Here is a 21,627-nt window from a genome sequence, read left to right as displayed (position 1 = left end):
AAAAACCTCCAAGATTATTTCACTTTGATTAATAAATAGATAAAATAAGGTGCACTTAAAATCGAGACGACAATCCCGGCCGGAATCATTGTTGGGGTTAAAAGATTTTTCCCAATCAGGTCCGCACCCATTAATAATAAGGCTCCCACTAATGTAGAAATCGGGATAATATACTGATGCAAAGGCCCGATTATTTTCCTTGCGATATGGGGAACCACTAAGCCTATAAATGCAATCGCTCCACCAGCCGCGACGGACGCCCCTGCGAGAGCAACGGCAATAAGTAGTAAAAGTCGTCTATCTTTTTCAACATGAGATCCCAAACCAGCGGCTACATCATCCCCTAATGTAAAGACGTTTAAAGTTTTTGCTTTTTGCCAGGCTAGCGGAATTAAGAGCAATATCCAAGGGAATAAAGCAAGAACAAATGCCCAGTTAGCATTCCAAATGTCTCCTGAAAGCCATACCGTTACTTGTCTATAATCTTGTGGATCCATCCTTAATTGTAAGATTGTAAGCAGGGCACCGAATCCAGCATTCACACCAATTCCAACCAAGACCAGACGAGTAGGACTTACTCCTTTTTTCCAAGCAAGGAGATAAATCAGGACCGCTGCCACGATCGCACCAATTAAGGCGGCAAATGGCATAATAAAGATTGATAATGGGTCAGATGCTGGAAGAAGGTTGCGGAAAAAATAGATAAATAGTACGACAGTAAGGCCTGCCCCTGTATTAATCCCGATGATTCCTGGGTCAGCCAATTCATTTTGCGTAATTCCTTGTAAAATTGTTCCTGACACGGCCAAGCCGGTCCCAATAAGTAAGCATAAGATTATCCCTGGTAACCGAAAGTCAAACAGAACGAGCTTTTGCTGAGCTGTTCCCTGGTTAAAAATAGTTTGTATCACTTCGTTAGGGGCAATCTTAATCACACCAATACTTAAGCTGACAAAAATCATTATGAAAATAAGCAGGATTAGCAGGCTGATCATTAGCCAGAAAGTACGTTGTTTTTTTGATTGAGTTACATTCATTTTTTCTCCCCCTTGCTTCTTGCTAAATAAAGGAAGAACGGAACCCCTATTAGCGAAGTGATAGCCCCGACGGGTGTTTCAAAAGGTGCATTAATCATTCTCGATACTAAATCAGACAATATGACTAAAAGCCCGCCAAAGAGAGCTGAAGATGGAATAATCCAACGATAATCAGCTCCCATTAAAAAACGTGTGATATGAGGGACAATCAGTCCAACAAAGCCGATAGCACCGGCAACAGAGACAGAAACACCTGTAAGCATAAACACAGCCACTATGCCTAAAATCTTAATCAGCGCATTGTTTTGCCCTAATCCAACGGATACATCTTCACCTAAGCTAAGGACGGTCATTGATTTTGAGATGGAAAAAGCAAACAGTAAACCAATCACACCGAAAATGGCCAGCATTTGAACCGATGACCAGTTTGTCTTATCCAGCCCTCCAGCTAACCAAAAACCCATCTCTTTTTCGAGCTGAAAATGTAAGGAAAGAATGGAGGTAATCGAACGAAGCATTGTTCCGATCGCTACTCCTGCTAAGGCTAATTTCACAGGAGTCAATCCATTCGCTGAAGACGATCCAATCATAAATATAAGACTCACCGCAAGCGCTGCACCAATAAAGGAACTTAAAGTTAAGACAAGACTCGAGGTAGAGGGAAAAAATGCCATAATGATCATTAACCCAAAAGCAGCTCCATCAGTTACCCCCATAATAGATGGAGAGGCTAAAGGATTTCGTGTCATTCCCTGCATAATCGCGCCAGCAACGGCAAGAAACGCCCCAACTAAAGCAGCGGACAGTGCACGCGGTAAGCGTAATTCTTGGATAATCTGGTGGGAAGAAAGTTCTGGATTAAATTGAAATACTGCGTTCCAAACTGTTCTTAGTCCAATTTCTGTAGAGCCATAAGAGACAGATAATGCAGTGGATATAATAATTGCGCCTACTATTACTAAATTAATCGTTATTTTTAAAATATTTGAATGCTGAATAAACGAACGCATACGACTCTCCTCATTCTTTCTCCCGGGGGTTAAATATTTATTGACAACCTAATTGAAAGTGATTATCATTACCAGTAAATGTTATTATAGCATAAAGGGGATAAAGGGATGAATACATTATTAAAAAATAAATTTAGCTTTTTTATCATGCTTATCATGATATTTTTCATTATAGCCGGTTGTGGAAATACTGATTCTCAAAAGGAGTCAGAGAAATCGGGAGATAAGGCTTCTGTGGAGGAAAATAACAAAGAGATTACCTTGGATTCTGAAATGGGAGAAGTGACAATCCCATTAAATGCTGAAAAAGTGTTGGCACCTTTTCATGAAGATGCTTTATTGTCCATTGGTGTAACACCCGTAGCGAAATGGGCAATTGGCACATCAGTACAAGATCATTTAGAGGATCAACTCGAAGATGTCCCGAAAATTGAATGGACACTTCCATTAGAACAAGTTCTCAGTTATCAACCTGATCTGATTATTTTAGAAAATACAATGGACAGTTATGAGGGGACATATGAGGACTATCAGAAAATTGCCCCAACCTATGTCATGGATGAGGAAACAGTAGGTGATTGGCAAAAACAGCTGGACCTATTTGGACAATTGCTTGGAAAAGAGGATGCAGCCAAACAAGCCTTAAACGATTATGAAAAGAAAGTAGCCGAAGCGAAAACAGAAGTGCAAGATGCTATCGGTGAGGAAACAGTCGCCTCCATTTGGGTGATTGGTGGAAAATACTTTGTATTTGAAAAAGATCGCCACAGCGCGAAAGTGCTCTACTCTGAATTGGGTGTTCACTATCCACAGCTTGTAGATGAGCTAGGGGAAGCAAAACCACAGTGGGAGCCTCTATCACTTGAAAAATTATCGGAACTAGATGCAGATCATGTCTTCTTACTAGCAGCTGAAGAAGAAGAAGGTCTTGATGTACTGGAAAATAGTAAAGTTTGGAACAGCATCCCAGTAGTAAAAAATGACCAGGTATATGTATTGAATGCAGCTGATAGTTGGACAAATAAGGGATTAATTGCATCAACCAAAACCATTGATACCTTTCTAGAAACGTTAAAAAAATAAAATGTGTTGAACAAACAAATTTATAGTAAAATAGATGGAGTGCATATATTTTAGGTGTGGAAACGGTGTTCATGGCAATTTTAGTAATGTCCTGGAAGGGGTGATCTTAGTGGAAACTTTATCAGCACGTGATTTAACGCTTGGATTTGGAGAAAGCATTATTATAGATGGGTTAGATATCGAAATACCGAAAGGGAAAATCACGGTATTGATTGGTCAGAATGGTTGTGGCAAATCTACTTTATTGCGATCTCTAGCCCGTTTATTAAAACCACAGCAAGGTCAAATAATGCTAGATGGAAAGGAAATTGCAAAATTAAGAACGAAGGATATTGCAAAAAAATTAGCTATTTTACCGCAAGGTCCAGTAACTCCTGAGGGCTTAACCGTCTATGAACTCGTAAAGCAGGGAAGACATCCTTATCGTCAATGGATGAAACAATGGTCACAGCAAGATGAGGAAGCTGTTCAACATGCGCTTACATCGACAAACATGAGTGAATTAGCGGATCAATCCGTGGATTCATTATCAGGAGGGCAACGGCAACGAGCATGGATTGCTCTTACATTAGCCCAACAAACGGAGACTATTTTATTGGATGAACCGACTACCTATTTAGATATGGCTCATCAAGTCGATGTTCTTGACCTCCTCTTTGAACTGAATGAAAAGGAAAATAGAACGATTGTGATGGTGCTGCATGATCTAAATTTAGCTAGTCGTTATGCAGATTATATTGTAGCTTTAAAAGATAAAACAATTTTCGCTCATGGGAAACCCGAGGAAATTATTACACCAGAGCTGGTAAGAACAGTCTTTGACATGAAATGTCAGATTGCTTGTGATCCGATATTCGGAACGCCCCTTTGTATTCCATTTGGAAAAGGACGTTGTCTCTTTGCGGATGAACAAAAAGCGACATCTTAAGAATTAAATGGTAAGGCATCTAAAAACTTGGAGACGAGTATTTTTAGATGCTTTTTTGTGTAAAAAATGATCCGCTTTTTAAAAAGTAAATATTCAGGGGAAGGGCTTTCATGTACAATGGAATCAGGCATTCGAATTACCTAGTTGGCTATTAACTATAAGGAGGGTGTTTATGAGTTATCAGAATACACTTATTACCATATCTGAAGATTCGGACGTTACAGAGGCGGTTGTGCCAGTTCCAAGAAACAATAAAGCAACGATTGCGTCGATAGAATACGATTTAATGAAGGAGCATCCCTATGAATACACGCAAGCGGATGTCCAATTTAAAACATATTTGATTAAAAACCAACTGGATTCGGCTAATCTTGACGAGTTAAGGGAGCAATTTTTTAGCAAACCGAAAGCGTGTTTTAGGGCATCTCCATTAGTAAAAAAATATGGTTGGGGAATTCATTATGATCAAGAAGGAAAAATCGCTATATATGGGGTGAACAGTGAAGAGTATCAGCGGTTTCTACATAATGATCAAATTCAAAAAAGAAAAGGAATGCGATCGCAAAGAAAGAGTAAATCCTTGTAGAATACGAATGCTAAACCAAATAAATGGAAGGGGGACAACATGCCAGTATACATTGCATTTCTCCGAGGAATTAATGTTGGGGGACACCGGAAAATCAAAATGAATGAATTACGGACCTCTTTAGAGAAGATCGGTCTTGATCATGTACAAACGTATATCCAGAGTGGCAATGTCCTGTTTGAATCAAATGAGAAAGAGGAGTGGTTGCGTCAAGAAATAGAGCGAAGGATTTTTGAAGACTTCGGTTTTTCAATCAGTGTGATTTTAAGAACAGCAACAGAACTAGAGGCAATTATAGCCAACTTACCTTTTCCTGAGGAGATCATTTTAAAGGTGAGGACCTCCTCAGTAGGAGAAATACTCTATGTTGCCCTCCTTCTCCATGCTCCTTTGCAGGAAAAAGTAGAGAGATTAGATGGTTATAAACACGATGGGGAGGATTATCAAGTCGTGGGTCACGAAGTTTATTTTTTATTTGGAAACGGTGCACGCAATTCCAAGCTAGCTGACCAAATGCAAAGCTTGGGTGTGCCTACCACAGTGCGCAATTGGAAAACGCTAAATAAATTAATCGAAATGGCAGCCGCGAGAAAGAGTGTATAGGATCAGAAAACGTCTATAATTTTTATGAAAATGGATAGTTAGGAGCGAGAAGATGAAAGTACCGGAGTTTGAGTTTCCAGTGATCGAGAAAACGTTTAAAAGTATTGGAACTAGAGATGTAAAGCTATATATATTTGAGTCGTCAGAGGCGAAGAAAAAACAAGCAGCGATTCTTTTTTTCATCGGTGGGAGTTTTGCGAAAAATCCTCAATCACCAGCTGTTTTTCAACAGCAAGCTAATTATTTTGCCTCACTTGGTATGGTTGCGATCTGTGTGGATTATCGGGCTAGGCATGACGCAGGGTTTACGCCGAAACAAGCGATTGCGGATGCGAAGTCTTCAGTTCGTTGGGTGCGTCAACATGCGGACGAATTAGGCGTTGATTCAGAAAAAATCGTCATGTGCGGTGCATCCGCAGGCGGCTATGTCTGTGTTTCTTCAATCATGTTTGATCATGTAGATGATGACCCCGTTTATCATCAGCGGAATTGTAATCATATCCCCAATGCACTGATCATTTTTGGAGCTGGCATGGACGGGGTAGACATTATGCAAAGGAGATATCCAGAGATATTGGATCAAGCCATTGAAATATCTCCATTTCACAATATTAAAAGGCTTTACCACCAACTTTATGGATGTGTGGTACAAAGGAGGATACCCCACCGATTCCTAACGGTCTTTATGTGCAAAATAAATTATTTGTCGAGCGCATGGTGGAGTCTGGAAATGAAATCCATTTCGAAGAATATGAAGGAATGGAACATGGTTTCTTTAGATACGGGCGACATAATAACAAATATTTTCACCAAACGAATGCGAGGATGGCAGCTTTTTTAAGGGGGATGGGATTTATAAATCAAGCATAAAAAAATCTCTCCTGCCCCCATAAAGTAAAAGTAGGTTGGCTCTTGACTTTAATTATAAACGGGGAGTTAGCCATGTCATAACATTTTCCAATGCATGCTCGCAATGGTTTGCGTCCCAATGTCGATGAAGCCCATCTTCATACATGATATATTTTTTATCCTGAATGGAAATGGAATCCAAAAAACGTAAGATTGAATCAGGATGGACAATTGGATCCTGTTGGTCATAAAGACATAAAAGCGGAAAACGGAATTTCTCAATATCTAATAAAGCGTGAACGCCATTATGAGTTAATTCAGTTAACCAACGCGGGGTGTATTCTGAAGTAAATAGTGGATCCTCGATTAATTCTAGATCAGGCTCTGGAAAAAGATGCTCTAAACTGCGAACTTTTTTCAAAATTCCCATCCACTTGAAAGGCTGGATCGATAAATTAGGAGAAATCCAAGAACAAAATTCCACTGTCTTTTTTATTAATAGAGGCAGTTGAAACCGGATTCCTAATGCAGGAGCTGATAAGATAAATCCTTTTGCTTTATGGGGATACATTTGACCGTAGCGAATAGCAATGAGCCCTCCCAAGCTATGTCCGAAAATAAATAATGGGGCGGAAGGATATTGGACCTGAAAGGATTCAATTAATTGATTTAAGTCATCGAGGTAATCTGTAAATTTATTAACATGTCCACGAGGACCACCAGATTTTCCAAACCCTCGTAAATCCGGGGCAAGTACGCCGAGTTGGTGCTCCAAACATATTTCACCGATATGGGAATAACGTCCCGAATGCTCACCCGCTCCATGAATTAATATTATAAATCCACGTGGTTCTTTGGGGAGCCAACCACGGTAAAATAAGTTCACACCATCGTATCCAGAAACATGACCGCTGATATACATCTTGAACACCTCCAGAAATCTTTACATGTTATGGTACCCGCTATTTTTATTTTTACACTTACTCGTGTTGTAGATTTGTGCAATCATTTCATAAAGGAGGATGAGTATGGACGTTACTTTATCACTTATTCCATACGAAGATAAAACGATACTACAGAATTTAATGCAGTTATATAGATATGATAGTAGTGAATTTGATGGTCATGTGTTAAATGACCACGGTTTATATTTATATAAATATTTAGATCATCAATGGACAGACGATTATCGCCGCCCGTACTTGGTCAAGGTTGATGGTGAGATAGCGGGATTTTCGCTTGTTAGTCTTGATGTCCCAAAAGAATTCATGAAATTAAGTACAGCGGAGAGAACCAATGTAATCAGTGATTTTTTTATTATGAGGAAATTTAGAAGGTTAGGGGTTGGGCAAAAGTTTGCCACCTCCTTATTTCAACAATATCGAGGAATATGGGAGATTAGACAGACAGCAGGAAATAAAGTTGCTCAAAGGTTTTGGGCAAAATTGATTCATGATTATACGAATGGACACATACAGAAAGAAGAGTTCGTGCAAAATGACCGTTGGCATGGTCCGGTTATTGTCTTTCAAAGTTAGAATAGAAGGGGGATTTCATGTATAAATTAGTGGCTTTGGATTTGGATGGGACATTGCTGAATCGAGATGGAAATATCTCTGAGCGGAATATACGAGCGATTCACAAGGCAGAAGATTTAGGGGTTCAGATTGTATTAGCGACAGGTAGATATTATATGCAAACGAAACGGATTTTGGATCAATTGGATTTTAAAGGGATTTTGGTATCAAATGATGGAACAGCTACCATTAATACTGTAAATCAAGCACTTATTGGCGAGTATTCTTTTTCTATGGAGGATATCGCCCCACTTATCCATTATTGTCGCCGTCATCACATTCATTTTTCTCTGTGTACAGCTTTTGATGTGTATGTGGAATGGCTGGAAGACTTTCAAGAACAACAATATCAGGTATATGAAATCACTCCTACTATTCATCGTGATGTTTTATCTATTAAAGAAAAAATTATGAAATGTACAATTGGCGATCAAAATAAAGTAGGTGGATGGCAGGAGATTCCTTTGCCAGTCCCTGAACGACTCAGAAAGAGGATTGATTTAGAATTCCATAGAGAATACGTTCATGCCCAATCGAATAAAACAAAAGCGCTCATCCATCTCATAGATTCCCTTGAAATAAAGCAATCAGAAATGATGGCAATCGGCGATTATTATAATGATTTGGATATGATTGAGTTCGCAGGTTTAGGAATTGCGATGGGAAATGCCCCTGACGATCTAAAAGCAATCGCCAATGATGTCACCTTCTCCAATGATGAGGATGGCGTATTTCACGCATTTTCGAAATATATATTTTAGAATTAATTTTTGCAAAATATGCTCAAAAAACAAATCACTTTATGTATTTAAGTACGCTTATGTTCATCTTGGGATTGAAAAGCAGAATCGTCGGAAAACCTATTTTCCCAGATCGTTTTGGATTGAAAGCATCTGTTAATTCTTGATCATGAGAGAGTAGATAGAAAGAGAGTTTATTTCTTAAATCTTAATTTAAAGCCATCGGCATTCACTCCACAAAGTAAATGCCGACAGTTTTATTCCTTAATCGCAATATAAATTTCCACCTGTGCATTTTCGGGATCTGCACATCGCCCGTCATACACTTCAAAATCTCCTGTATAAGTTCTCTTGATATTGTTCCTTTCACAATAATGCCAAATCTCTTGCCATAGTGCCCCAACGATTTTCACGATAGGGCCTTTTTTGGAAGTAAAAACAAGATATTGCGAAGTGGGAAGCGTTTTTGCAACCCATTCGTCTGACTGTGTGTCCTTGTCCACTTCAAGTCCGATCGTCATTTGATAGCTGCCGTTTACATCTGTAGCATAATTCGAATACACACCATATACAGTATGATTCAAAGCAGGAATTTGCGCTGAAACCTGCTCTCGATAAAAACGATCCCATAGGGCAGGGATTCTTGGCTGGGCCTTCATTTCATTTGCATTGGACGTCTCTACAGAGATTCCCATCACTTTGAATGCTTTCTTCTGCTTGATCATAATTTTCACCACCCCTAGCCTTACTATAACGATCTAAACCTGACAACAGTCTGTAAGGTTTTATACATATTAAAAATATTTCTTGCCTGCTGCTGGATAATTTCCCTGATATGCTTCGGTTCAAGCACTTCGATTTTGTCAGAAAAACTTAATAGAAAGCCGTATAGCCATTGGTTCTCTGGTAGTTGAAGGGTGACAATTTGTTTTTCCGCATCCACTGCTTCTACACCAAACAGTTCCTCCATTTTCTCATAGATGTCTGCCTGATAAGTGAGTGTTAAAGTAATCATTTTGTGATCATACCAATCTTTATCCCAAGGAAGCTCAGATACATCGACTTCTTTTCGCTGAAACGTCTGCTCGTTCCATTGCAAATCTTTTATTCTTGCTAGTTTAAATAAGCGAAAAGCTTGTCGCTGTAAACAATAACTATACACATACCAGGAACGACCTTTTTGCACTAGCGTATGAGGTTCAATGATTCTGGGGATGACAGTTCTATTTCCGTACACAATCTCTACACATGTATTGGTTTCAATCGCGGTTTTTAAAAAGGTTCGTTTTTGTTTAAGGTGTTCGTCTTGCCCCCATGGACTATCATCGATAAAAAGGTAATCCTCTGTAGCCTCTTTGCCCACAATATGGCTGATTTTTTCCAAAACGGTTTTGGCGCTAGGATCTTCATAGGCTGTAAGCAGACTTTTTAAGGCAGCAGATAGAGAGGTGAACTCCTCTTCTTTTAAAAAATGTTTGTCGATCCGGTAATTCTCGATTAAACTGATGCCACCATTCGCCCCTTGATAGCTAACGACAGGAATTCCGGCACTACTTAATGTATCAATATCACGATAAACCGTCCGAACAGAAACAGCCAATTCCTCTGCTAATTCTTGGGCGGTTACTTTTTTTCGATCAAGTAAAAGCATGATCATACGTAAAAGCCGATCAAGTTTCATATCAATCTCCTCATACAATGAATTTTGTAAGCCAAGCCCCTGGAAAGAAATAACTGAGCAAGGATAGTTCTCAATAAACGTGAGGTCATCATCATTAGGGGCTCTAGCACCAGGTAATCGAACAGCGTAAGCAAGTGTCTCAATTGAATGAATTATAAAAATAAATAGCTCATAAAAAAGATTAATTATTTCGAAAAAAGTTCCAATATCAACATTTACTTTGTACTTTCTTTCTATATTACCATAACGACCGATTGATCGAATTTGCAAACCTCAATATCTTAGCATGATGTTAGAAAATATACTATTAGCACTCTATTATTTGCTCAATATGGAGATGTTGCTCATATCTTTCAAAAATGAAGGAGATTACCGAGAAGGATGGAAAAGAAAAATTGGCTTGTTTCATAGCGATTAGTTTAGCTGATTTTGATGATTACGGCACTCTCCTCTCACACAAAAGCTATAATTTATAAATAGCGATGTAGAGCTCGATCAAAAATGCACACGATCCCACCTGAAGACACGAAAGATCTGAAGCTAGAAGGATCGAACTGTTGAGCAGGAAGAAAAGGCTCCTGTATCTAAGATGTATTGACAAAATGCAATCTGAATATGAGGAAAGTGGTTTTAATCAATTACGATATCCTTGCAACAATCCTAGAGGGGAGAGAGTGGTTTACATTTCTTCGATTGGGGACCAATCGGTTATTTGAAAAGATTTATTGGATAGATGAGAGATAAAGGTCTGTAAAGGAAGCTCTTCGATTAGGTTATGAAGTTCGGCAATTAGGGTAGAACGTAGAGCAATTAGAGCTGGGAAAGGGAATTTTTACTACTTTAAATAATGGTTTGTCTTTATCTAATCTTTACATTGTTTTGATATACTTAAACGAATAACCATGGAGGATAAAGCGATGAATGAAACCATTCTGATTGTTGAGGATGAACAAATTCTAAGAGAAGTGCTTAAAGACTATTTTTTAAATGAAAATTTCCATGTGCTGGAAGCAAATGATGGGAAAAAGGCATTGCAATTATTTGACAGCGAAAGGGTGGATTTGATTATTTTAGATATTATGCTGCCCAAATTAGATGGCTGGTCTGTTTGCAGGCGGATTCGAAAAACGGCGGATGTTCCCATTATTATCCTAACCGCACGTGTTGAGGAAGAAGATACATTATTAGGCTTTGAACTTGGGGCAGATGATTATGTGACGAAACCATATAGTCCAGCTATATTATTGGCACGGGCCAAACGATTATTGCAAAGCCGTCAACAAAAGAGCGCTGTAGAAGAACAACAGGTAAAACCTGCGAATGGCATTTCCATTAATATGGCTGCCAGATCAGTGCTAGTTGATGATCAAAGCATCAATCTTACACATACAGAATTTGAAATTCTTTTCTACTTAATGCAAAACGAAGGAATTGTGATTACTAGGGAACAATTAATTATCAAGGTTTGGGGTTATGAATATGCCGGTGATGACCGCACTATTAATACGCATATACGGAATATCCGAACTAAGCTTGGTGATAAAGCAGATGCGATCAAAACTATTGTGCGCTTAGGTTATAAATTTGAGGCGACTGTATGAGAAGTAAAATTGTTTTCAAACTGTTTACTTTGACAACTTTGCTTTGCGTCTTTATCTTAACGACTGTTTTTATCGGTCAAACGATTTTCTTCAAGCAATATTATGCCCATCAAAAAGTCAATGATATTCAGGCGGCCATGGATCGTTATGCAGACGATTACCTGCAAAACAAGGAAGACAAATATGTTCAAAAAAAACTAGAACAGGATTTTTATCAAAAACATAATACATGGATTACGACATTGGATCAATATGGAAATTTAAAAGTTGCGGATGATTTTTATGTGGAAATTCAGTCAGAGCGAGCGAATGACGAAGCTTTTGCAGATAAAACAATCCGTATCCCTCTCTACTATTTGCTGGATTTTGAAGATGCTTTATCAGATGATCTCCTTCTTGAGCCAGATGTACGCATTGGTATATACGGGATTAAGAAAGGATCGATAGTCATCCCTTATGTCATCGGCCATTTAGGAAGATTTGTGCCTAATTCGCTAGGAACGATCGGAGCTTTGGATCCATATGAGCTGGAACAGGAACAAGAAAATGTAACTTACTGGGAGAATAAGCAGTTGAAAAAAGCAGCAGGAGAATATCTCAGCAAGCGGATCGGACAGAATTCTTCAAAACATACGCAGGAAACAGATCTTCTCTTTCCAAATGAATCTAGTTCACAGTCGCCAGCCGTTTTAAGGGAAGAGTCAAAAGTGGTGCAAGCTAAACCAGTAGAACCGGCAAGTTCACAACAAGATATTGTTCAATTGATTGGAACGGTTACAGCTGTACAGCTTCCAAATCGAAGTGAAGGATCGAACGCTATTTACACAAACACTCTATTTATGGATAAAGTCAAAGATTTTCAAGCCTCTCTTCTGTTGAAACCAAATCCAACAATGGACCAATCCATTCAAGTGGAGGACATTGAGCAAAATAATATTCAGTACAAAATATTAATCAAGCCCTTGTCAATCGATGGTCACAGATCCTATCTAATTGCGATGACATCACTGCAGCCAGTAGATGAGGCTGTGCAAATGGTAAAGGAGTATTATATTTATTTAATCGTTTTCGTGATGCTTCTCGTTTTATTAGCATCCTTTTATTATTCGAAAAAAATTGCTAGTCCACTACTGAAAATTAATCAAACGGCGAAAAAAATGGCTAACTTGGACTTCTCTGAAAGTGTCACTGTGAAATCAAGGGATGAATTGGGGACATTATCGGAAAACATCAATACCCTTTCGGACACATTACACAAACATATTAAGCAGCTGCAGCAGGATATTGAAAAAGAAAAGCAGCTAGAGAACACAAGAAAAGAATTTATTTCAGGTGTCTCGCATGAGCTTAAAACACCGTTAAGTATTATGAAAAGCACGATTTCCATTTTACAAGATGATGTGGCCAAGCATAAAAGGGGGTATTATTTTCAGGCACTGGAGAAGGAAGTTGACAAGATGGATCGGCTCATTGCCGATATGCTTGAATTGGCCAAATATGAATCAGGTACTTATCAAATGAAAGTGGAATCCTTCTATATCGATGAAATGATCGAACGGGTTTGTGCCCCTCTTTCCATAGAGGCCGCCAAGAATCAGGTGACACTTAGACCGGTGCTACAGCCGTTTGAAGTGATAGCAAATGAACATCGGATTGAGCAGGTGATCACGAATTTCTTAACCAATGCGATCCGTCATACACCAGCAGCAGGTATCGTGACTATTTCGGTAAAGGATAAAGAGAATCAAGTGAAAGTTTGTGTAGAAAACACAGGCGAACCGATTCTTATGGAACGATTGGAAAAAATTTGGGATCGATTTTACCGCGGAGATACTTCTCGAGATCGCTCAAAAGGTGAAACAGGTTTGGGACTAGCCATTTCCAAAAATATTCTTGAACTTCATGGAAGTAAATTTGGGGTAGAGAATACAGAAACAGGCGTATTGTTTTATTTTTATTTAAGAAAAAACAAGTAGAAGTTTGCTGAGAGTAAACATACTAAGATTAGTGGGTAAGGTCATTGACGAATGACTTTACCCACTATTTCTTTTTTAGATGTATAGTGAGAAGTGAAAGAAAGCTCGACCACAGTCTCAAGGATCTTCGAATCCGAATCTAAAACTGAGCTTCTTCACTTTCATTTCTGAATCAGTTTTTATGTTGAGGCCGTAAAGAGCTCGTGTATAGGAAATTGGAATCGAAATGAATAAGTGGAGATCTTTCAAATGAATACCGGAAAGGAAGGAAAACATTGGGAAGTGTTATTGCTTTAGAAATTTCTATGGGGAAAAGCTACAAAGTTGTCTATGATGGTCAAACATGTCTTTCGGAAGGGGAATTTCTTCATAATCAGATAGTTTTTCACTCATTGCTTACCGAAATCCAAAACCTTCCCGATGAACCTATTCTTGTTTTCGAATCAACAGGCATTTATTCAAAGCCGGTTGAAACCTTTTGTCAAAAGAACCATTTAAGCTATTACTTATAAAACCCTCTTGAGGCAAAAAAGCAGCTAGAGCAAGGAACTTTACGAAGCTGGAAAACAGACAAGCATGCTGCCCATAAATTAGCCCAAACGCATCAGCTGAATCATCATCCTGAATAAGTACAACAACCAGATATTTATAATGACATTTGTGATCTATCTCGCTTCTATCAAGAGATAGAACAGCACATAAAACGTACACGAATGTACTTGCATAATGCGCTTCAAGTAACTTTCCCAGGACTGGAGAGATTCTTTTCAAATAGAGTCACACCGTATGCCTTAACGTTGATTGACTTATTTCCACATCCGGCATTTGTGTTACAAACGAGTCAAACAAAAATCATAAACCTTTTGATTAAAAGCACCGCTAAAAAAATATAAGTTAAAAAAGCAACCCAATCCCCAAAGGGATAAGGTTGCCATTGTAGCTTGTATGAACAAGCTGCTGAAATGTATCTATTCCATGACCAGGAACAATACAAAATACGATTACTCGTATACGGTTTCTATAGACCAAGAGTGATCCTATTATACCACAAACAGCCTCAATTTTAAAAAATGGATATCTGAGGCTTATTTTCTCATGCACATAAACAACTTAAAATGAATGATTCTCTTTTTATCACTTGACTATCGTAGGAAAGAGGGCTGGGACAAAACAAAAAAATAAGCTCTAAAACCGAACAATGCATTACCTTAGCGGAGGACATGCATCATACTAGTTCGGTTTTTTCTTTGGTGAAAACACTTTTGTCCCAGCCTCTTTTCTTTATCCAAAATTTATCTCAACTTCATTTTATCTATATCTCGCATGTTTAATCTAGTAATAGAGATAAAAGAGGGGAGTTGAAACATATGCAACAACAGTCTAGTTGGGAGAAAAGAAGAATAAGAGTCTTATTAAAAATATGTATATTGTTTTTTTTAGTAGTTTCCTGTGTTTGGGTGATAGATTACTTCATAAAAGCTGCATCTCCCATTGACAAGACAGAGGATAAGAAAATAATGGCCGAAACGTTTGAAGAAACCAGTCCTTCACCACGAAAAACCGAAGAAAAAATGAAAGAAGAAGCTAATAGGCAAAAGGAAGAGGAGATAGAAAAGGGGAAAGAAGAGTCGAGAGATAAGAAAAGCGAGAAAATGGTCTACTTAACTTTCGATGATGGTCCAAGTCAATGGACCGGAGATTTTCTTGATGTTTTAGAGGAAAATGGAATTCATGCAACCTTTTTCATGCAAGGAAACCATTTAAAACACCCATCCTTTCAATCTGATGTGAAACGAGCGATTGAGGAAGGCCATTATGTTGGCGCCCATAGTATGACACATGATTCTGACGAATTATACAAAAACCAGCAGTTTGTTCCAGAAATGCAGGAAACATTAGCGTTAATCCACAAGATTACAGGAACGAGCCCTCATTTAGTGCGCCCTCCTTATGGGTCTATTCCCGGGTTGAAAGACAAGCTTATTCACGATCAGGTCATTGAAGCAGGATTGAAAGTTTGGGATTGGACAATTGACTCCCAAGATTGGAAATATCCCAATAACCCAGAAAAAATCATGGGCAATATAAAATCGACCACAACAGAGGATGTTGAAGTTGTTCTTATGCACGAAAAGGAACAAACCTTGAAGCTGTTACCGCAAATTATTGACTTTTTCAAAGATCAGGGCTATGAGTTTGGGGTCTACAGTGATCAACATCATTTTCCCAATAACTTTTTATCAGATTCTCGTTTATAAAAATGGATGAACCTAGAAAGGAAATTTTTATGAAATTATGGAAAGTATTCGTCTTGATTATGATCCTGCTTTTAGTCTTTGCAGTGACTCATTTATTTAAAGTTGAAAAAAATGAGAAAATTGCTGGTATGGAAGGAAGTAAAACGACAAAAGCCGAAAAAAAATTGCCTTTGGAAGAAAGGGTAATTGTACTTGACCCCGGGCATGGTGGCAATGATGTTGGAGCTAGCGGTCAAAATGGTACGCTTGAAAAGTTAGTTACATTAGAGACAGCAAATAAAATTAAGATTACACTAGAGCAAGCCGGCGCAGAGGTTCAAATGACACGCGATGATGATGAATATGTCGAACTTGAAGAGCGGGTAGAGTTGGCAGCAGAAAATCAAGCAGATTTATTTGTAAGTATCCATTATGACGCATTTGAGACAAACGATATAGAAGGGATGACATCCTATTATTATCATAAACGTGATCAAAAACTAGCAGAATGCATCCATCAGCACATATTTATGGAGGATATTCACGCCCGTGATCGCGGCGTCTCTTTTGGAAATTATTATGTTTTAAGAGAAAACAAAGTGCCTGCGGTGTTGCTCGAACTTGGATATATATCCAATGCTGAGGACGAAACCCGAATCAATTCAGCCGCTTTTCAAGAGAAAGTCGCTACAGGAATTGTAGATGGAATTAAAGCCTTTTTTGACAGATAGGATACAGCGTTACATCTTGGATTACGGTCAATCTTAACCTTTTATCGTGCTCGTCCCGGCGCTGAATTTTCTAAATCGGTAACGAAGCCCCGTGATCGCCCCCGGTCAAAGCCCTTTCTCAAATTATCGAATGTTTGAAAAACCTTTTATACGATTCGACTTTTCGTTATCCCCTTTTTACTAAATGAATGAGAAAAGACCGATTCCTCTCACTAAATGCTTGTCAATCCAGTGGGAGGAAGTTCACTTAGGAAAAAAGAAATAGGTTTTAATAACTGTCTTTATAAAGGCAGTCGAAATCATAAGAAAACTCCAGTATAATGAGCCAGGTGTGAAATTTTTACAGACTAATAGTTAGAAAGAGGAGTGGCAACATGGTGGAAGGTGCTGAAAAAAAGTGGTATGAACAAACGTGGGTAGTCGTACTATTTTTAATCTTTTTATGGCCTGTGGGTCTTTTTTTAATGTGGAGATTTACGGATTGGAAAAAAACAGCAAAAACGATTGTGACAGTGGTGGTTTCCGCTTATTTTGTGATATGGATCGTTGTCGGCATTTTTATGTTTACTTTTTTGTTTAATGCTATTTCTGAGCAGAGCAAATATACTGAAACAAATCCAATCGGCGATGAGGAAGAATTCGATAGCAATCTTATAGGTGATGATCAAGAGGATCAAACAGAATGGGATTCGACCGAAGGCACTGATGATATAGAAGAGGTAGGAAGTGACGATCCTTTAGATCCAGTGGAGGAAGTTTCTAGTTTAGAGGATCTAACATTACATTTTGATGACCGCGACTGGGAATTAGGGTATGAAGATGAAGAAGCTGGACTTATGATAAGAGAGTACGTTGTAGATGGTGAATCTGTAGAAGCATGGACTGAATTAGTAACAGCTCAGTTTTTCTCGAATTTACAAGGAATTGATCCACAGGAATTCGTAGATATCATGGAAGAAAATATGAAAAGTGATGTCACCGGGGATGTGGAATGGAATGTTTTAAATAAGAAAGATGATGAAGTGATGTATGAATTCATCTTGACCAATGATGATTTGTATCCTGATCATCATGAAATGGCCCGTGCGATTGTCGTAGATGATGGATTATTCGTTCTTCATTACGCGATCATGGAAGCCCCAATGTCTGATGATCACCATAAACAATGGGAAGATCTACTAGAGAAAGCAACAATTAAAAATTAATCGAAAAGTGGCTGCGCAAAATGTAAAAAGTGACTTTCTATATGGGAAGTCACTTTTTCATCGGACTCTGATTGAAATGTCACTTTATAAATCATCTCAAATTAAAGATAATTTATATAATTGATTCCACAAAGGAAATGAGGATTTCATTAAATTCTTCATAGTTATCGTAATTTGCATTATGAGAGGAATTAGCAATGATTTTCAATGGATACCCAGTCTTTTCCGCCCAACTATTATTATATTTTTTTACATAACCGGTATTATCATATTCCCCGTAAGTAATTAAAACAGGGCAATGAAATGGCACTTCATCCTTTATCTTCAAAAACTCACTATAAACCGCACTAGCTGCTTTCAACATATCTCTTTTACCCAAATTAACTAATGATTTGTACATACTTGCCCTTGCTTCATCAGTTACCGTAATAGCTTTTGCACTTGCCTTGCAGTAATAATGAAAGGGATATAATCTGGCGATAGTAGAAAAGTGTTTGATCCAAAATAGCTCTGACTTCTTATAATAACTCATACCAAAGGGTGTTGTGCCTATTCCTATAAAACCTATTACTTTATCCTTGCATTCTTGGATAAAGGACTGAGCAATATAACCTCCCGCTGACTGTCCCACTAAAATTATTTTTTCGATATTCTCCTGTTTGAGTATGGTTAACAGCTCTTTATTTACATGTGTGAAAGTGAAATCTTCATATGGTCTTGATTTTCCATGCAAAGGATAATCCCAAGTTATCAATTTATATTTAGAGGATAAATGCTCAATTTGCTTATCAAAGAGGGTATGATCAGCTGTTAATCCATGGCAGAATACAATCGCAACCTTCTGTGGGGAAATTCGTTCATTTGTCCAATAATAGACCATCCCTCTTGATGATTGTATATGTCTTTCCAGCATTACTACCCCTCCTTGTAATAATTGCGCCGCAAGTTTGTTAAATACAAACGAAATTCATTGAAAGCTCCCTGTTTTTCCATCGTTGCATTATTAAAAACTCGAAAATAAAAGCCATTTGATAAATCAATAATCATATCATAGAGATTCTCTAAGTCTTCTTTGTGACGAAACATAGACTTATCAACATGTTTTAACACTGCCACTTTTCCGCTTTTTATACTTTCTAGAATGATACGAGTTACTTCTTTACTATTTACTAGGCTTTTTTCATCGTAAACCCTCATAATAAAGCGGTATTGAAAAGGAAACTTTTCCAGCAACTTGAACCGCAAATGAAATTCATTTTCTAGTAACTCGAAAAAATCTTGTTCTTTGTATAGATTGGTATTTTTTTGATCTTGAATCATTTGGATGGCTGTTTGAAACAGAAATTCATACAAAGATTGTTTATTGCGAAAATAATGGAACAATAGAGATTTGGATATTCCTGCATCATCGGCTATCAGTTGCATTGAAGCTTTTTTGTAGGTATTGCTTGAAAATACTTTATACCCAGCATTCAAAATTCTCTGTTGCTTTATATCTGGAAGCCTCCAAAAGTTTTTATTCATATTCCACCTCATTGACCAAATCGGTTAATAAAATGATACACCGATTGACCGATCTTGAGAAGGTAGTTTTCATCAGAATAATCCATACGATGAGTTCCATAAAAAGTATAGAGGTTGATTAGTCGTAAAAGTTAAGCCATTCAGACAGATAGACTATACTCCTGATAAAATGAAACTAAGGAACTGTATTGAATGGAAGCATGCGAAAGGGACACTACTTGTTTATAACTTGTGTTTATACACTATAATGACAGTCCCTTGTACAATGGAGATAACAAGCATCATGATCCAGATCCAATAACGATAAGTTTCATAAGACATGCCAACGAAATCCTCAATAAGCTGAAGTATGAGCCAGCCTATCGGCAAGATTGGCATTGAGAACATATATGATTTGCTTAAAATTTGCGCTCCACGTTCATCTTTTCCTTCTTCACCCCAAGTGAATTTTAAGACGATATAAAGACTCACGAAGAAAATCGGTACTAATATAAGTCCTAACCAGTTCATTCCACTTCCTCCTTCACATATTTAAATACATCTGTTATCTCTTTTTCAAATAGAGCAGCAATCTCAAAAGCCAGTTTCAAAGATGGATTGTATTTGTTTTTTTCAAGAGAAACAATCGTCTGTCTACTTACTCCCAACATTTCTGCTACTTCTTTCTGTGACCACTTTTTTTCCGCACGGAGCACAGTAAGCCGGTTTTTAATCGCTCCAGATGACCTCAACACCATAATGACCACCTCTTCCTATTTTTAGTGTAACATATTTTTGACTTATAGTAAAAAATATATTACACTATCATCATCTTATTAGAAAGTAGGCGATTTTTTTATGAGCTTATTTCAATATCTTATACTTTTGGCAATCGCACTAATTGCAATATTGCCTTTGTTCAAAAAAGAGCAACGAACACCGTATATGATTTTCCGGGCCGCAGCAACCTTGCTTGTAGTCCTGGTTGGTATATGCCTTTCTTTGTTTTTCACTGGACTAGGCTATCTCTTATTTCTTGCGATTGTTCTGATTATACTGCTTCTCGAAAAATGGTTTTATACAACGAAGCTCGGAATTGCTTTACTTATTGTATTACTCGCTGGGATTGGAATTGGAGGCTACTACTTCTTTTACAGCGATCCTGATATTGTGGCAGGCTATCTAGAAGAAACAGACACTACTTCCCTTTATTTAGCTGTTGATGGGGAAGTGCTGATTGACACAGCACCTAGTCAAGAGCGACCACTTGCAAGTACAGTCAAAATTATGGTTGCAGCCGCTTATGCTGAACAAGCTGCAGAGGGGAAGCTTGATCCTGAAATGCTTGTTCCATTAGATAAGCTAGATTCCTTTTATATTCCTAATTCAGATGGAGGTGCACATCCAGCCTGGCTTGAATCTGTAGAAAAAAATATCACAGATGGAAAAATTCCGCTCCATGATGTTGTGAAAGGGATGATCGTTTATAGTTCCAATGCAAATACTGAATATTTACTTGGGTTAATTGGGTTTGAGTTGATTGATGAACGAATGGGAGCATGGGGAATGCTTGATGAACAAGAAACGGTTGTTCCGTTAGTCTCTTCCTTACTGCTTATCGATGAACTAGGCGAAGAGGCGGAGAATCTTAGCCATGATGAAATAAGAGAGGAATCTATCGCCCTTCATACTGAACTAGAAACTGGGACCAGAGCAGTTCCTGATTCCTTTGATATGTCTCCTGCTTTGCAGCGTATTTGGTCAGATTCTATGACGAGTGCTAGTGCAGCCTCTTATGGACATTTTCTTAGGGACGTGCAAACAGGGGAATGGGGAAGTACAGAAGCAAATACTATACTACGCGATTTGCTTGAAACTGCCTACATGCTTGGAGATGCGGACTATATTGGTGGAAAAGGTGGATCAACTGGATTTGTACTAAACCAGGCACTGTATGCTAAATTGAACTCTGGAGAAGAAATCGAGCTTGTTTTCTTTATTGACGACCTTAATGCATTTCAGCAACAACGCGCAAATCGATCAAGTAATGACTTTTTAATTGAGGTATTTACCAACGAAAGTTATCGTAATGAGCTTGTGAAGCGGTTTGGTGGATAAAACATGTTTTCTTTTCAAGTCTCTCCTTACTACAATTATGATGAATTCGTCGTTTTGCTGACACTGTATCCATGATCGAATAGCGTAGCGCCTCTTCTCCTCTATAAGGTTTAACGAGAAGATAGAAGGGAATAATGGATTAATGCGAAATTTTAACTCTAT

The 21,627-nt window shown here is 38.1% G+C and carries 22 protein-coding genes and 2 pseudogenes; 15 read left to right on the top strand and 9 right to left on the bottom strand.

What is annotated here, in order from left to right; translation table 11 throughout:
- Positions 1-14: 14 nt before the first annotated feature.
- Positions 15-1,037, bottom strand: a complete 1,023-nt coding sequence (locus KI375_RS15605) for a FecCD family ABC transporter permease (RefSeq protein ID WP_212974385.1) — start codon at positions 1,035-1,037, stop codon at positions 15-17.
- Entirely contained in the window at positions 1,034-2,047 is a 1,014-nt protein-coding gene (locus KI375_RS15600) for a FecCD family ABC transporter permease (protein WP_212974384.1), read from the bottom strand. Before KI375_RS15600 ends, KI375_RS15605 begins: the two co-directional genes overlap by 4 nt.
- Positions 2,048-2,155: 108 nt before the next feature.
- Here KI375_RS15600 and KI375_RS15595 point away from each other — a divergent pair, with 108 nt between their 5' ends.
- From KI375_RS15595 to KI375_RS15575, 5 genes are all read left to right on the top strand, one after another.
- Entirely contained in the window at positions 2,156-3,130 is a 975-nt protein-coding gene (locus KI375_RS15595; RefSeq protein WP_212974383.1) for an iron-hydroxamate ABC transporter substrate-binding protein, read from the top strand.
- A 109-nt stretch (positions 3,131-3,239) separates the two neighbouring features.
- Positions 3,240-4,058, top strand: coding sequence for an ABC transporter ATP-binding protein (locus KI375_RS15590; protein ID WP_212974382.1), 819 nt, complete (start codon positions 3,240-3,242; stop codon positions 4,056-4,058).
- Positions 4,059-4,230: 172 nt separating this feature from the next.
- The gene (locus KI375_RS15585; RefSeq protein WP_212974381.1) at positions 4,231-4,644 is read left to right on the top strand and encodes a DUF6157 family protein; all 414 of its coding nucleotides are present in this window, start codon (positions 4,231-4,233) and stop codon (positions 4,642-4,644) included.
- A gap of 39 nt (positions 4,645-4,683) precedes the next feature.
- Positions 4,684-5,247: a DUF1697 domain-containing protein gene (locus tag KI375_RS15580; RefSeq protein ID WP_212974380.1), complete on the top strand. Its 564-nt coding sequence runs from the start codon at positions 4,684-4,686 to the stop codon at positions 5,245-5,247.
- Between the two features lie 52 nt (positions 5,248-5,299).
- Complete coding sequence (locus KI375_RS15575; RefSeq protein ID WP_244852698.1) at positions 5,300-6,088, top strand: alpha/beta hydrolase; 789 nt, start codon at positions 5,300-5,302, stop codon at positions 6,086-6,088.
- An 81-nt stretch (positions 6,089-6,169) separates the two neighbouring features.
- Here the strand turns inward: KI375_RS15575 and KI375_RS15570 are convergent, their stop codons facing one another.
- Positions 6,170-7,018: an alpha/beta hydrolase gene (locus KI375_RS15570; protein WP_212974379.1), complete on the bottom strand. Its 849-nt coding sequence runs from the start codon at positions 7,016-7,018 to the stop codon at positions 6,170-6,172.
- A gap of 106 nt (positions 7,019-7,124) precedes the next feature.
- Here KI375_RS15570 and KI375_RS15565 point away from each other — a divergent pair, with 106 nt between their 5' ends.
- Both KI375_RS15565 and KI375_RS15560 read left to right on the top strand, forming a co-directional pair.
- Positions 7,125-7,634 (top strand): GNAT family N-acetyltransferase, encoded by a 510-nt coding sequence (locus tag KI375_RS15565; protein WP_244852695.1) that lies wholly within the window; start codon positions 7,125-7,127, stop codon positions 7,632-7,634.
- Positions 7,635-7,651: 17 nt separating this feature from the next.
- Positions 7,652-8,434, top strand: coding sequence for a Cof-type HAD-IIB family hydrolase (locus KI375_RS15560; protein WP_212974377.1), 783 nt, complete (start codon positions 7,652-7,654; stop codon positions 8,432-8,434).
- Positions 8,435-8,670: 236 nt separating this feature from the next.
- Here KI375_RS15560 and KI375_RS15555 read toward each other — a convergent pair whose 3' ends face one another.
- Both KI375_RS15555 and KI375_RS15550 read right to left on the bottom strand, forming a co-directional pair.
- Positions 8,671-9,138, bottom strand: coding sequence for a GyrI-like domain-containing protein (locus KI375_RS15555; protein ID WP_212974376.1), 468 nt, complete (start codon positions 9,136-9,138; stop codon positions 8,671-8,673).
- Between the two features lie 23 nt (positions 9,139-9,161).
- Entirely contained in the window at positions 9,162-10,364 is a 1,203-nt protein-coding gene (locus tag KI375_RS15550) for a helix-turn-helix transcriptional regulator (RefSeq protein WP_244852692.1), read from the bottom strand.
- A 647-nt stretch (positions 10,365-11,011) separates the two neighbouring features.
- On the opposite strand from KI375_RS15550, the pseudogene KI375_RS27985 reads away from it, so the two are divergent.
- From KI375_RS27985 to KI375_RS15520, 7 genes and pseudogenes are all read left to right on the top strand, one after another.
- A pseudogene (locus tag KI375_RS27985) lies at positions 11,012-11,375 on the top strand (response regulator); the annotation flags it as partial.
- Positions 11,376-11,440: 65 nt separating this feature from the next.
- Positions 11,441-11,695 (top strand): annotated as a pseudogene (locus KI375_RS27980) (winged helix-turn-helix domain-containing protein); the annotation flags it as partial.
- On the top strand, positions 11,692-13,671 hold the full coding sequence (locus KI375_RS15540; RefSeq protein ID WP_212974374.1) for a sensor histidine kinase: 1,980 nt from the start codon (positions 11,692-11,694) through the stop codon (positions 13,669-13,671). The pseudogene KI375_RS27980 and the gene KI375_RS15540, both read left to right, overlap by 4 nt.
- Before the next feature lie 275 nt (positions 13,672-13,946).
- A complete protein-coding gene (locus tag KI375_RS27425; protein ID WP_244852690.1) occupies positions 13,947-14,183 on the top strand; it encodes a hypothetical protein in 237 nt (78 codons plus the stop codon).
- Between the two features lie 1,005 nt (positions 14,184-15,188).
- The gene (locus tag KI375_RS15530) at positions 15,189-15,929 is read left to right on the top strand and encodes a polysaccharide deacetylase family protein (RefSeq protein ID WP_212974412.1); all 741 of its coding nucleotides are present in this window, start codon (positions 15,189-15,191) and stop codon (positions 15,927-15,929) included.
- 29 nt (positions 15,930-15,958) lie between these two features.
- The gene (locus KI375_RS15525; protein WP_244852688.1) at positions 15,959-16,639 is read left to right on the top strand and encodes an N-acetylmuramoyl-L-alanine amidase family protein; all 681 of its coding nucleotides are present in this window, start codon (positions 15,959-15,961) and stop codon (positions 16,637-16,639) included.
- Positions 16,640-17,013: 374 nt separating this feature from the next.
- A complete protein-coding gene (locus KI375_RS15520) occupies positions 17,014-17,844 on the top strand; it encodes a hypothetical protein (protein ID WP_212974373.1) in 831 nt (276 codons plus the stop codon).
- Positions 17,845-17,956: 112 nt separating this feature from the next.
- On the opposite strand, the gene KI375_RS15515 is transcribed toward KI375_RS15520, so the two are convergent.
- The 4 genes from KI375_RS15515 to KI375_RS15500 all read right to left on the bottom strand — a co-directional run bounded on the left by KI375_RS15515 (position 17,957) and on the right by KI375_RS15500 (position 20,105).
- On the bottom strand, positions 17,957-18,757 hold the full coding sequence (locus KI375_RS15515) for an alpha/beta fold hydrolase (RefSeq protein ID WP_212974372.1): 801 nt from the start codon (positions 18,755-18,757) through the stop codon (positions 17,957-17,959).
- Positions 18,758-18,759: 2 nt separating this feature from the next.
- Positions 18,760-19,368: a TetR/AcrR family transcriptional regulator gene (locus KI375_RS15510; protein ID WP_212974371.1), complete on the bottom strand. Its 609-nt coding sequence runs from the start codon at positions 19,366-19,368 to the stop codon at positions 18,760-18,762.
- 222 nt (positions 19,369-19,590) lie between these two features.
- Positions 19,591-19,878: a hypothetical protein gene (locus KI375_RS15505; protein ID WP_212974370.1), complete on the bottom strand. Its 288-nt coding sequence runs from the start codon at positions 19,876-19,878 to the stop codon at positions 19,591-19,593.
- Positions 19,875-20,105: a helix-turn-helix transcriptional regulator gene (locus KI375_RS15500; protein ID WP_212974369.1), complete on the bottom strand. Its 231-nt coding sequence runs from the start codon at positions 20,103-20,105 to the stop codon at positions 19,875-19,877. Before KI375_RS15500 ends, KI375_RS15505 begins: the two co-directional genes overlap by 4 nt.
- 100 nt (positions 20,106-20,205) lie before the next feature.
- On the opposite strand from KI375_RS15500, the gene KI375_RS15495 reads away from it, so the two are divergent.
- Positions 20,206-21,465: a serine hydrolase gene (locus KI375_RS15495; RefSeq protein WP_212974368.1), complete on the top strand. Its 1,260-nt coding sequence runs from the start codon at positions 20,206-20,208 to the stop codon at positions 21,463-21,465.
- Positions 21,466-21,627: the final 162 nt, after the last annotated feature.

Source organism: Bacillus sp. J14TS2, assembly GCF_018333015.1.
In the GTDB taxonomy this organism is placed as follows: domain Bacteria; phylum Bacillota; class Bacilli; order Bacillales; family Bacillaceae_C; genus Lederbergia.
This window is presented reverse-complemented; position numbering and strand designations above follow the sequence as displayed.